Origin of the sequence: Streptomyces sp. NPDC060366 (genome assembly GCF_042725135.1) — a bacterium.
Lineage (GTDB): Bacteria > Actinomycetota > Actinomycetes > Streptomycetales > Streptomycetaceae > Streptomyces.
Genome location: NZ_JBHXDC010000020.1, coordinates 1 through 11,390 on the forward strand (window position 1 = coordinate 1; position 11,390 = coordinate 11,390).

Genomic DNA, 11,390 nt, shown 5'->3' on the forward strand with positions numbered 1-11,390 from the left:
CGGTTACATTCCGAACCCGGAAGCTAAGCCTTTCAGCGCCGATGGTACTGCAGGGGGGACCCTGTGGGAGAGTAGGACGCCGCCGAACAATCTTTAGCCTCAGCCCCCGAACCATGTTCGGGGGCTGAGGCATTTCTGCGTTCAGGGGCCGCCTACAGTCGGCACATGAGCTATGAACTGGTCATCTTCGACAACGACGGGGTCCTCGTCGACAGTGAGCCGCTTTCCAACACCATCCTCGCCGGCTATCTCACCGAACTCGGTCATCCCACCACCTACGAGGATTCGCTCCGCGACTACATGGGCTCCGCGGTGCACCGGGTGCACGATCTCGTAAGAGAGAGAACTGGGCAGTTGCTGCCCGATGACTTCGACGACACGCTGCACAGCCGCGTGTTCGCCGCGTTCGAGCGGGAGTTGAAGCCGGTGGAGGGGGCCGTCGAAGTGCTGGAGAAGCTGGCCGCCGATAGTCGGCCGTACTGTGTGGCGTCGTCCGGGAGCCATGAGCGGATCCGGGTCGGGCACCGTAAGACCGGGCTGGACCGGTGGTTCGAGCCGGGGATCGTCTTCAGCGCGCAGGACGTCGGACGCGGAAAGCCGGCGCCCGATCTCTTCCTGCACGCGGCCGAGCGGATGGGTGTCTCTCCCGCGCGGTGCATGGTCGTCGAGGACAGCCCGCTCGGGGTGGCCGCGGCGCGGGCGGCTGGGATGGATGTGTACGCGTTCACCGCGATGACCCCCGTCGCGCAGCTGCCGGGCGCCACCGCGTACTTCTCCTCCATGGCCGAGCTTCCGGAACTGCTTGGCTGATCCATCTACCCCTGGGTAGCGCGGAGCCATACGCTGTCCGGCCATGACAGCCAAGCCGGTCAACACAGACGTGCGGTTGAGACACGGACGGGTGTCCCTGGCGCTGAGTTTCTCCGTGCAGGGAGTGGCCTTCGCCCTCCTCGTCACGCGCATTCCGGCCATCCAGGTCCGCTACGGGATATCCGACGCCCTGCTTCCGGTGTTTCTGGCGGCCGTGCCGATTCTCGCCGGTGTGGGCAGCGTTCTCACCGAGAAGATCGTCGCGCGCGTACGGCCCCGAGTCGTACTGCGGTGGGCCCAGCCGCTCGTGCTGCTCGCTCTCCTCGGGGTCGCCGCCGGTGATCAGGTGTGGCAACTCGCCGCATCGCTCGGTGCGTTCGGTCTGTCGGTCGGGGCGCTCGACGCGTCGATGAACATGCTGGGTGTGCGCCTTCAGCGGGCGTACGGGCGCAGCATCATGCTCGGCTTCCACGCCACGTACAGCCTCGGGGGCATCGCGGGAGCCTCCCTCGCGTGGGCCGGTGCGCACTGGGATCTGTCGCTGCTCGTGTCGTATCTGCCGGTCGTCGTCGTGCTGTTGCCGGCCGCGCTCCTCGGGAGCCGCTGGTACACGGACGCGGACGTGAGAGCCGGAGCGGGCGGGGATACGAAATCGGACATCCGAATACCGGGCGAACCCGCGACCACCACCCCCGGGAAGAGCATCGCCTTCAAGGCCCTCCTGCCGCTCTGCCTCGTCATGACCTTCGCCTACATCGGCGACTCCACCGTCTCCAACTGGAGCGCGAAGTACCTCCAGGACGTGCTGGGCAGCTCCGACGAGGTCGCCACCGTTCCGTACAACGCGTACATGGTCACCACACTCCTCGGCCGCGCGGCCGGAGACTTCGGGGTGCGCCGCTTCGGGCCCGTCGCGGTCGTACGGTTCGGGTCGGTCTTCGCCGCCGCGGGTTTCGCGGTGGTCGCGCTGGCGCCCGGAGCGTGGGTGGGGATCCTCGGGTTCACCATGCTCGGGTTCGGTCTCTGCGTCCTCGTGCCGCAGTGTTTCGCCGCCGCCGGGCGGATGTTTCCCGAGGCCAGCGATGCTGCTGTAGCCCGGCTGAACATCTTCAACTACGTGGGCTTCCTGATCGGCTCGCCGCTCGTCGGCGCACTCGGTGACGTGTGGAGTTACCGGGGCGCGATGCTCGTTCCCATGGCCATGATCCTTGTGACGCTGGTGTACGCCCGCTCGTTCGCCGACGGGACCGCCCGATACGGTGGCGGGCATGACCGGTCGCGCACAGCTGATGTGGGATGACGCCGTAACGGGCTACGACTTCGGGTCCAGCCACCCGATGGACCCGGTACGCCTGGCACTGACGAGGGAGCTCGTGCGCGCGTTCGGGCTCGACCGCGAGGTGGATGTGGTGTCCGCCCCGTCGGCCGGGGGCTCCACGCTGAGACTCGTTCACCACGAGGCGTACATCGACGCCGTACGGCGCTGTTCGGCCGACCCGAGGTCCGCCGACGGTTCGTACGGCATCGGGACCGTCGACGATCCCGCCTTCGCCGGGATGCACGAGGCCTCCGCGCTGATCGCCGGGCAGTCGGTCGGCGCCGCCGAGGCCGTGTGGCGCGGCGCGACGAAGCACGCCGTGAACTTCGCCGGCGGCCTGCACCACGCGATGCCCGGCTCGGCCTCGGGCTTCTGCATCTACAACGACGCGTCGCTCGCGATCGCGCGGCTCCTGGAGCTGGGTGCGGAGCGCGTCGCCTACGTGGACGTGGACGTGCATCACGGGGACGGCGTCCAGGCGGCGTTCTGGGACGACCCGCGCGTCCTGACGATCTCGCTGCACGAGAATCCCCGCACGCTCTTCCCGCAGACCGGCTGGCCGGAGGAGACGGGCGAGGGCGCGGGGGAGGGCAGCGCGGTCAATCTGCCGCTGCCCGCCGGGACGGGCGACGAGGGGTGGCTGCGGGCGTTCCACTCCGTCGTACCGGAACTGCTGGCGGACTTCCGGCCGCAGGCGCTGGTGACGCAGCACGGTGCCGATACGCATTTCGAGGACCCGCTGGCGCATCTCGCGGTGTCGCTGGACGCGCAGCGCGCGGTGCAGGCGTCGTGCCACGAGCTGGCGCACGAGTACGTCGACGGGGGGCGCTGGGTCGCGCTCGGCGGTGGCGGGTACTCGGTCGTGGACGTCGTACCGCGCTCGTGGACCCATCTGGTGTCGATCGCGGCGCACGCGCCCATCGACCCGGAGTCGGCGGTCCCGGAGGAGTGGCGGAACGAGGTCTACGCCCGTACGCGGGAGTCCGCGCCGCGGCGGATGACGGATGGGCGTACGCCGAACTGGCGGGCGTGGGATGCGGGTTACGACCCTGCGGATCGGTTGGATCAGGCGATTCTGGCGACCCGCAAGGCGGTGTTTCCGTTGCGGGGGTTGCTGGCGTAGCGCGTGGCGCGTTGGGCGGTGGTCTGAGGGGCGGTGGTGTCCGGGGCCGCCCGGTGGGCGGGTCCTCAATCGCCGGACGGGCTCAAGTGGCGGGCCCAGTGGTGGGTTCAGTCGTGTCGTTACGCCAACTGTGCGGTGCCGTAGGCGTTTTGGTCCCCTTGGGGGCGGCGTGGGGGAGCATCGGGGCTGTGTTGAGTACCGGAGCCCTACGGGCCCATCTGCTGGCCGCCAGACTGGCCGGCCCAGTGGCCACCACGCGGGAGCAGAACCTGCGCAGTTACCGGCTCTTCGCCGCCGGCGATCCGCGTGCGACGCTGGGGCTCACCCCCGAACGGGCCTGGCGCGAGAGTGACTTGCTGCGGCTCATGGCTGACCGGTGCGGGGTCTCCGGGGATCCGGCGCATGTCTCCGGCGGTGATGTCATCGATCCCGAGCGGACGTTGAGCAGTCTCGACGCCTTCGCCGCGCGCCTCGGCAGTGCCGCCGGACGGCGGGCTCCCGTGCTGTTCGGGACCGGGCATCCGCACCGGCTGATCGGGTTCTACGCGGGTCTGGCAGACGCTTTGTCGGCGGCGGGATGTCTCGTCCTCACCCCCGCGAAGGGGCGATGTATCGACATAACGACCCGGTTCGGCGTACGTACGCACTGCCTCGACTACGTACGACGAGTCGCGTTGGTGCGGGAATTCGAAGCGTCGCACGCCGGGAGTGAGACCGGCGCACACAGCCATTCCCCCCTCCCCGTTCGGGTTGTGCTGGACTGCGTGGCCGAGGCCGGCGGGCCGCTTCCCGAGTTGGTCGTCGGAGACCACGGATGGGTCTGCGGAGCAGGTCAGTTGGGCATTGAGGCCGTCGGCCTCGCGGACACCGACGACCCCGCGCTGTTCGTCGGCGAGGCGGAGGGGCGCGTCTCCGTCGTGGTCCCGGTTGACGACGGTGTGCGGTCCGACTACTACCGCCCGTTGACTCGCTATGTACTCAATCGAGCGTGTCTGTCACAGTAGGAGACCATGTGCTGCTCCTCTTCCCCACTCGCATCACCCGCCCCTAGTCTGGGGAGTGAGCGCACAGCGACGAAGAGTTACCGGAGGGGAAGCCGGTGGCCGTCGGGTGCGGAAGGTACAGGTGGGTCATGGCTGCTGGCAGCGAGAGGCCTCTCAACGAGGTCAAGTTCCTTACCGTGGCGGAAGTTGCCTCGGTGATGCGAGTGTCGAAGATGACCGTGTACCGATTGGTGCACAGTGGTCATCTGCCGGCGATCCGGGTGGGCAGGTCTTTCCGGGTTCCGGAGCAAGCGGTTCACGAGTATCTCCGCGAGTCTTTCGTGGGGGTCGAATCCGCCTGAGATTTCCCTCGGATTACGTCCCTCACTCGGCGACGGGTAGGCTGGGCCAACGTAGGTCGTGTGGGCCCAGACGCCCCGCACCGAGTGAAGAGAAGTGAGCGAGGGTAGTCGTGGGCTCTGTTATCAAGAAGCGGCGTAAGCGGATGGCCAAGAAGAAGCACCGCAAGCTGCTCAAGCGCACCCGCGTTCAGCGTCGTAACAAGAAGTGAGCGACAGCTGTACGTGACATCACGGCCCTTCCACCATGCAGGTGGGAGGGCCGCGGTGCGTTTTGGTGTCGCTGAGGTCAGTTCGGGTCAAAGATTCGCGAAGGTGCGGAGAAGAGCCCCGCGAGGCCGTCACGTGGCTGCGGCGACCCGCTACGGTGACGGCTGAGGCAAGCAATGTGCTTGGGCCAGACATCAAATTCAGGGGAAGGCGCTGATCTTGGGCAAGGTCGTGCTCGTGACCGGAGTGGCCCGCCAGCTCGGCAGCCGTCTCGTACGGCGAATCCTGCGCGATTCCGAGGTGGACCGGGTCATCGGTGTGGACGCCGTCACTCCCGAGCACAGTCTCGGCGGTGCCGATTTCGTCCGGGCGGACATCCGCCAGCCCGCCATAGCGCGCGTCCTGGCCGAGCATTCCGTCGACACCGTGGTGCACATGGACGTGACGGGCACACCGCTCGGCGCCGGCGGCCGGACGGCGGTCAAGGAGACCAATGTCATCGGCACCATGCAGCTGCTCGGTGCCTGCCAGAAGTCGCCCACCGTCGAGCGCCTGGTCGTCAAGTCCAGCACGAGCGTGTACGGCTCCGCGCCCCGCGACCCGGCCGTCTTCACCGAGACCACCCCGCCCAAATCGCTGCCCAGCGGCGGCTTCGCGAAGGACGCGGTGGAGGTCGAGGGGTACGTACGCGGCTTCGCGCGCCGCCGCCCGGACGTCGCCGTCTGCGTACTGCGCTTCGCGAACATCCTCGGGCCCGCGGCGGATTCGCCGCTCGCCGAGTATCTGTCGCTGCCCGTGCTGCCGACGGTCTTCGGTTACGACCCGCGGCTCCAGTTCGTCCACGAGGACGACGTCATCGACGTCCTGCGGATCGCCCTGCACGAGCCCCGGCGGGGCACGCTCAACAGCGGCACCTTCAACATCGCCGGTGACGGCGTGCTGTTGCTCTCGCAGTGCTCCCGGCGGCTCGGCAGGCCGACGGTGCCGGTGCTGCTGCCGGCCGTGACCTGGGTCGGCTCCGCGCTGCGCACGCTCGGCGTGACGGACTTCTCGCCGGAGCAGATCCGGCTGCTGACCCACGGCAGGGTCGTCAGCACGGACCAGATGCGCGAGACACTGGGGTTCGTACCCACGTACACGACGGCGGAGGCATTCACGGACTTCGCACGTAGCCGGGGTGCCGGGCTGTTGCCGCCGGAGGCTGTCGCCGACGCGGTCGACCAGTTCGCCACCCTCGTCAGCAAGGAGCGCATCTGAAATGGCCGATGCCAAGGTCATCCCCTTCGGCGAAGAGCCCCGGTCACGGCGCGCGGCGAAGCGCGCGCGGGGGCGCGGCCGCTCGTCCGCCTCCCCGTCGCCCTCGTCGGACTCCGGTCCGGGAGCCGGTTCGGGATTGGGCTCCGGTCCCGGGGCCGCGGCGGCATCCGGCTCGCACTCGCTCTCGTCCGTGCCCGATCAGCCGGACGGGATCGAGGACGCCATGCCCGACGACAAGCCGAGGCCGGATCCGGCACAGCCCGAGCCGGCACACCCGGATCCGGCACAGCCCGAGCCGCACACCGCCGCACCCGAGGCCGAAGGCACTGCCACGGCTGAAGGCCCTGCCACGCCCGAAGACCCGGCCGAGTCCGGCGGCAGCGACTGGGACCGGCGGCTCGCCGAGGGATTCGCCTTCCTGCGGCGCCGGGTCACCGGTGACTACGAGGTCGACGAGTTCGGGTACGACAAGGAACTCACCGACCAGGTCCTGATGTCGTTGATCCGCCCGCTCTACGCGAACTACTTCCGCGTCGAGGTGAAGGGCATCGAGAACATCCCCTCCGACGGCGGCGCCCTGGTGGTGTCCAACCACTCCGGCACCCTCCCGCTCGACGGGCTGATGATGCAGGTCGCCGTCCACGACAACCACCCCGCCGGCCGCCATCTGCGGCTGCTCGCCGCAGACCTGGTGTTCATGCTGCCGGTCGTCAACGAGCTGGCGCGCAAGGCCGGTCACACCCTGGCGTGCGCCGAGGACGCGGAGCGGCTGCTCCAGCGCGGCGAGATCGTGGGCGTGATGCCGGAAGGCTTCAAGGGACTTGGGAAGCCCTTCGGCGAGCGCTACAAGTTGCAGCGCTTCGGCCGGGGCGGCTTCGTCTCGACGGCGCTGCGGCACGGTGTGCCGATCGTGCCGTGCTCGATCGTCGGGGCGGAGGAGATCTACCCGATGATCGGCAACTCCAAGACGCTGGCGCGGCTGCTGGGATTCCCGTACTTCCCGATCACGCCGACGTTCCCGTGGCTCGGGCCGCTGGGCGCGCTGCCGCTGCCGACGAAGTGGACGATCCAGTTCGGCGAGCCGATCCCCACGGACGGCTATCCGCCGGAGGCGGCCGAGGATCCGATGCTGATGTTCAACCTGACCGATCAGGTACGGGAGCAGATCCAGCACACGCTCTACAAGCTGCTCGTACAGCGCCGGTCGGTCTTCTTCTGACCCAGGTGCTCGCCTCGGGTGCCCGACCCCGGTGCCCGACCCGGGTGCGCCGCCATGCGAACGGGGCGAGGGCCACCGGCCCTCGCCCCATTCGCTATCAGTCACGCGGTGTCAGACGGTGTCAGACGGTGTCAGGCAGTGTCAGTCCTCCGTGTCGATGCCCAGCCCCGGCAGCAGGCCGGGCAGCAGCGGCGGGATCGTGACGTCCGGGGCCGGCGGGATACCGCCCTCTCCGGGCGCCGACGGAAGACCGCTGCCGGACGGCGGATTGAGCAGATCGCCGGGCGCGTCGGGCAGTAGCCCGTCGTTCTCCGGGGTTCCGGGAGCCGATGGGCTCGGCTTGCCCGCGCTGTCCGTACCGTCCTGGTCGGAGGCCGACTTCGACGGCGACGGGCTTCTGTCCGTACCGCCGGAGCTGTCGGTGTCCGTCGTGGGACCGCCGGGTGCCTGCGAGCGACCGTTCTTGTCGGGACTGCGCGGCAGCAGCGACTGCAACGGGGCGACGTCCTCGTCTATGGCGTCGAACACCGAGTTGACCTGGCTTCCCACGTCGCTCAGCTGCGGTGGCAGCCGGTCCCGCAGGCCGTTCCAGATGGCGCGGTGCGATTCGGAGAACGAGGACAGCGTCGCGATCGATTTGATCTTGCCGTCCTTCTCGTACGCCCGGTTCAGCAGCCGGTGGCCCTCGGTGGCGTCGTGCCGCATGCCGTTGAGCGCCCGGCGGATCTCGCCGAGCGATTCATGGTCCAGCGCTCCGGAGCGGCCACGCTCCAGCAGCCGGCGGGCTTCGTTCAGCCGGGTCGAGGCATGGTCGAGGTAGAGACTCCCGCGGTCGGCGTCCTCGTCGGCCATGCCGAGCTTGAAGTCCTCCATGCCGCGCTTCAGCCCGTACAGCGAATCACCGGGCAGGGCGTCGGAACTGGCAGCGGCCACTCCGCCGAAGGCACCGGCGGCCACACCGACGGTGAGTCCTCCGGCCGCGAGCCCCTTCGACCAGCGCGACCTGGGGCGGAACTTCCGGAGCGGGGACGCCCGGTGGGCTCCCCTCCCCGATGTCCGCCGTTGCTCGGGCACCGTAGGGCCCGTGGACGTCGCTCCGCCCGCCGCGCCCTCCAGCAGCATGGCCTCCATGGCTGCCACGAGCTGTGCTCGTTGCACCACTTTGACCTCGGGGTCCAGCTTGGGTCTCGGTAGCTCACCGAGACCGTTCGCCACGGCCAACAGCCGCCCCTGCTCAGTCGGTTCGGCCGACGCGGCGGGCTGTTCCACCGCAGCGCCCGGGGGCGTCCGGTCTTCCAGAGCCTGGGCGAAGGCGTTCGCCCGCCGGTGTGCCGAGACATTCGCGATCACTGGCGGCACCTCCTCTCGTCATGAAGATCGACTCCCCTGACCGTTCGGAAGGTTGCACGCCTTGAGCGCATCCACAGGGAGCCTGCATCCCGCACAACGAGCGTCGCGGCACTTGGGTTACGCGCGAAAGATGATCGGACCAGTGCGTCATCGGGGCGTCACCGACGGTGAGTTGAACGGTGCGCCGGACGGCCGTCAGCGGGCGTCCTCCGGGAGCAGTCGCGCCAGCGTGCGCACGGCCCGGTACTGCAAGGTCTTGATCGCTCCTTCGTTCTTCCCCATCACACGGGCCGTCTCGGCGACCGAGAGCCCTTGCAGGAAGCGCAGGGTCACGCACTCCTGCTGCTGGGGGTTGAGTTTCCGTACGGCTTCGAGCAGCGCGGCGTTGGAGAGGGACTCTAGGACGGAGTCCTCCGGGCTGCGCTCCACCTCGTTGGCGTCGAGCATTTCGCCGGTGGTCACTTCCAGCCGGAATCGGCTCGACTTGAAGTGATCGGCGACCAGATTCCGCGCGATCGTGACCAGCCAGGCGCCGAAGTCGCGGCCCTGCCAGGTGAACGTGGAGATGCGCCGCAGGGCGCGCAGGAAGGTCTCACTGGTGAGGTCCTCCGCCGTCGCCTTGCCGCCCACGCGGTAGTAGATGTAGCGGTAGACGGTGTCGCTGTACTGGTCGTACAGCCTGCCGAACGCTTCGGCCTCGCCGGCCTGGGCGCGCTCGACGAGCTCCATCATGCGGGCGCTGTCGCTGTCCGCCGTGGGCCGGCGGACGGGGGTGGAGGCGGCGGTGGTGCTGCTGTGTCGGCTTCCCCGTCTGCCGACCGCCGCACCGCCGTTCGCCAGGGCATAGCAAGGACCAATCGGGCCGCTCACGGCAGGGGCCGCGGCGGCGAGGGCGGGGACGGCGTACGCGGTGGGGACGAAGCCGCGCAAGCGGTCGAGGACCGATGCGCGCAGCGTAGCCAGGCCCGAGGCGTCAACCCCGACGTGTGGGTACACGGGACTCCCAGAGGCAGAGCTTCCATCACGTTCAGTGCGGATGCGGGACCGTTCACTCGTCGTGGCGACGTGTGGGGTCCGGTATGCGTCTGAGGAGAATAACGCTTCGTACAGGCAGCGCTACACCCAGTTGCTCAAATCATCGATTACGTCGCTTCTGTTACGCCTATACGGCGAATCAAGCAGCACATTGGGAGCGGTTATTGATCGCTTGGCGTCACGATGTGTCAGCTGACGTGATCGGTGGCGGTCGATTCGCCGATCACGGGCGCGGGCCAGGGGGCCGGGGGGCGGGGGTGTCAGGGGCCCGCGGGCCAGGGCTCGGGGCCAGTGCTCAGCGGCGGCGGCGGTGCAGAGCCACCGCGGCGGCCGTGCCGCCCGCCAGCGCGCCGACCCCGGCGGCGGCCGGGATGCCGACCTTGGCCGCCTTGCGGCCCGTCCGGTAGTCGCGCAGCCGCCACTCACGGTCCTTGGCGTGCCTGCGGAGCTTGCTGTCCGGGTTGATCGCGTACGGATGTCCGACCAGCGACAGCATCGGGATGTCGTTGTGCGAGTCGCTGTACGCCGCGCAGCGGGCCAGGTCGAAGTCCTCGGCCGCCGCCAGCGCCCGTACCGCCTCGGCCTTCGCCGGGCCGTGCAGGGGCTCGCCGACGAGCTTGCCGGTGTAGACGCCGTCGATCGACTCGGCGACCGTGCCGAGCGCGCCGGTCAGCCCCAGCCGCCGGGCGATGATCGTGGCCGTCTCGACGGGCGCGGCGGTCACCAGCCAGACCTGCTGCCCGGCGTCGAGGTGCGCCTGGGCGAGGGTGCGGGTGCCCGGCCAGATGCGGTCGGCCATGTACTCGTCGTAGATCTCCTCGCCGATGGACATCAGCTCGGAGACCCGGTGGCCCTTGACGATCGACAGGGCGCTGTCCCGCGCGTCCTGCATGTGCTGCGGGTCCTCGACGCCGGCGAGCCGGAACCAGGCCTGCTGCCAGGCGAACCTGGCCAGTTCGCGGCGCTGGAAGAACTTCCGTTTGTACAGCCCGCGTCCGAAGTGGAAGATCGCGGCGCCCTGCATGACCGTGTTGTCCAGATCGAAGAACGCCGCGGCGCGCGCGTCCCCGATGACGGGGAAGTCGGGCACGACGGGCTCGGCGATGCCTGTCGGTGCCGCGCCGACGCCGTCGATCTCCTGCGACGACTTGAGTCCTGCCTCTGCTGCGGCCTCACCCGCGAGCACGCTCCGTGCTGTCGCGGAGCGCTTACGGGGGGTGAGCCATCCCAGTGCGGCCATAGCGTGAGCATAGTCAGTCTGTTCGGTACTTCCGGACGCGCCGGAGTGCCGTCGGTGTGAACTCTCCGGGAAGGCGGCGGACGGAGAACGTGCGTACGGCTCCGGGACGGCTCCCGTACGGCGGAGAATGGATCTCATGAGCCCCCTCCTGCGCCGTACGAAGAAGAAACCCGCCGAGCGCGTGGTGACGCTCGTCTCCAAACCCGGCTGTCATCTCTGTGACGACGCGCGCGCCGTCGTGGCCGCCGTCTGTGCCGAGACCGGGGCGTCCTGGGAGGAGAAGGACATCACGGTCGACGAAGAGTTGCACCGCGCCTACTGGGAGCAGATTCCGGTCGTGCTCGTGGACGGTGAACAGCACACCTTCTGGCGTGTTGACGCCGATCGGCTCCGCAAGGAACTGGGGACCTGACAGAAAGACGGTTACGATCGTGGGCGCTTTACCGAGCTTTTTCCGAAGAACCGGGACGACCGGCTCCGGCGGGC

Annotated in this window: 12 protein-coding genes and 1 rRNA gene; 10 read left to right on the forward strand and 3 right to left on the reverse strand. The window is 69.0% G+C overall.

The genetic code is table 11. The features are described 5' to 3' along the window. The 9 genes from rrf to ACFWHU_RS32490 all read left to right on the forward strand — a co-directional run. Window positions 1-88, forward strand: a 5S ribosomal RNA gene (rrf, locus tag ACFWHU_RS32450); the annotation flags it as partial. Window positions 89-165: 77 nt separating this feature from the next. Next, window positions 166-810: an HAD family hydrolase gene (locus ACFWHU_RS32455; protein ID WP_387229324.1), complete on the forward strand. Its 645-nt coding sequence runs from the start codon at window positions 166-168 to the stop codon at window positions 808-810. A gap of 43 nt (window positions 811-853) precedes the next feature. Continuing rightward, window positions 854-2,110, forward strand: a complete 1,257-nt coding sequence (locus ACFWHU_RS32460; protein ID WP_387229327.1) for an MFS transporter — start codon at window positions 854-856, stop codon at window positions 2,108-2,110. Beyond that, window positions 2,079-3,251: an acetoin utilization protein AcuC gene (locus ACFWHU_RS32465; protein WP_387229329.1), complete on the forward strand. Its 1,173-nt coding sequence runs from the start codon at window positions 2,079-2,081 to the stop codon at window positions 3,249-3,251. The genes ACFWHU_RS32460 and ACFWHU_RS32465 overlap by 32 nt, the downstream gene beginning before the upstream one ends. A gap of 188 nt (window positions 3,252-3,439) precedes the next feature. Continuing rightward, on the forward strand, window positions 3,440-4,255 hold the full coding sequence (locus ACFWHU_RS32470) for a phosphatase (RefSeq protein WP_385801353.1): 816 nt from the start codon (window positions 3,440-3,442) through the stop codon (window positions 4,253-4,255). Between the two features lie 128 nt (window positions 4,256-4,383). Beyond that, window positions 4,384-4,596: a helix-turn-helix domain-containing protein gene (locus ACFWHU_RS32475; RefSeq protein WP_014046653.1), complete on the forward strand. Its 213-nt coding sequence runs from the start codon at window positions 4,384-4,386 to the stop codon at window positions 4,594-4,596. 110 nt (window positions 4,597-4,706) lie between these two features. Beyond that, the gene (locus ACFWHU_RS32480; RefSeq protein WP_003948845.1) at window positions 4,707-4,805 is read left to right on the forward strand and encodes a 30S ribosomal protein bS22; all 99 of its coding nucleotides are present in this window, start codon (window positions 4,707-4,709) and stop codon (window positions 4,803-4,805) included. A gap of 217 nt (window positions 4,806-5,022) precedes the next feature. Then, entirely contained in the window at window positions 5,023-6,060 is a 1,038-nt protein-coding gene (locus tag ACFWHU_RS32485) for an NAD-dependent epimerase/dehydratase family protein (RefSeq protein WP_078075713.1), read from the forward strand. Between the two features lies 1 nt (window position 6,061). After that, complete coding sequence (locus ACFWHU_RS32490; RefSeq protein ID WP_387229333.1) at window positions 6,062-7,279, forward strand: 1-acyl-sn-glycerol-3-phosphate acyltransferase; 1,218 nt, start codon at window positions 6,062-6,064, stop codon at window positions 7,277-7,279. A 141-nt stretch (window positions 7,280-7,420) separates the two neighbouring features. Here ACFWHU_RS32490 and ACFWHU_RS32495 read toward each other — a convergent pair whose 3' ends face one another. From ACFWHU_RS32495 to ACFWHU_RS32505, 3 genes are all read right to left on the reverse strand, one after another. Next, on the reverse strand, window positions 7,421-8,629 hold the full coding sequence (locus tag ACFWHU_RS32495; protein WP_385801347.1) for a DUF5667 domain-containing protein: 1,209 nt from the start codon (window positions 8,627-8,629) through the stop codon (window positions 7,421-7,423). Window positions 8,630-8,824: 195 nt separating this feature from the next. Then, window positions 8,825-9,625 carry an ECF subfamily RNA polymerase sigma factor, BldN family gene (locus ACFWHU_RS32500; RefSeq protein ID WP_385801345.1) on the reverse strand — a complete coding sequence of 267 codons (801 nt, stop codon included), beginning with the start codon at window positions 9,623-9,625 and terminating at the stop codon, window positions 8,825-8,827. Between the two features lie 334 nt (window positions 9,626-9,959). After that, window positions 9,960-10,904 carry an HAD family hydrolase gene (locus ACFWHU_RS32505; RefSeq protein WP_385801343.1) on the reverse strand — a complete coding sequence of 315 codons (945 nt, stop codon included), beginning with the start codon at window positions 10,902-10,904 and terminating at the stop codon, window positions 9,960-9,962. 136 nt (window positions 10,905-11,040) lie between these two features. On the opposite strand from ACFWHU_RS32505, the gene ACFWHU_RS32510 reads away from it, so the two are divergent. After that, window positions 11,041-11,316, forward strand: a complete 276-nt coding sequence (locus tag ACFWHU_RS32510) for a glutaredoxin family protein (protein WP_078079553.1) — start codon at window positions 11,041-11,043, stop codon at window positions 11,314-11,316. The last annotated feature ends 74 nt before the right edge of the window (window positions 11,317-11,390 follow it).

Bases quoted from the DNA above. Each gene is read 5' to 3' on its own strand.
- ACFWHU_RS32455 (WP_387229324.1), top strand. From the start codon at position 166: ATGAGCTATGAACTGGTCATCTTCGACAACGACGGGGTCCTCGTCGAC.
- ACFWHU_RS32460 (WP_387229327.1), top strand. From the start codon at position 854: ATGACAGCCAAGCCGGTCAACACAGACGTGCGGTTGAGACACGGACGG.
- ACFWHU_RS32465 (WP_387229329.1), top strand. From the start codon at position 2,079: ATGACCGGTCGCGCACAGCTGATGTGGGATGACGCCGTAACGGGCTAC.
- ACFWHU_RS32475 (WP_014046653.1), top strand. From the start codon at position 4,384: ATGGCTGCTGGCAGCGAGAGGCCTCTCAACGAGGTCAAGTTCCTTACC.
- ACFWHU_RS32490 (WP_387229333.1), top strand. From the start codon at position 6,062: ATGGCCGATGCCAAGGTCATCCCCTTCGGCGAAGAGCCCCGGTCACGG.
- ACFWHU_RS32505 (WP_385801343.1), bottom strand. From the start codon at position 10,904: ATGGCCGCACTGGGATGGCTCACCCCCCGTAAGCGCTCCGCGACAGCA.
- ACFWHU_RS32510 (WP_078079553.1), top strand. From the start codon at position 11,041: ATGAGCCCCCTCCTGCGCCGTACGAAGAAGAAACCCGCCGAGCGCGTG.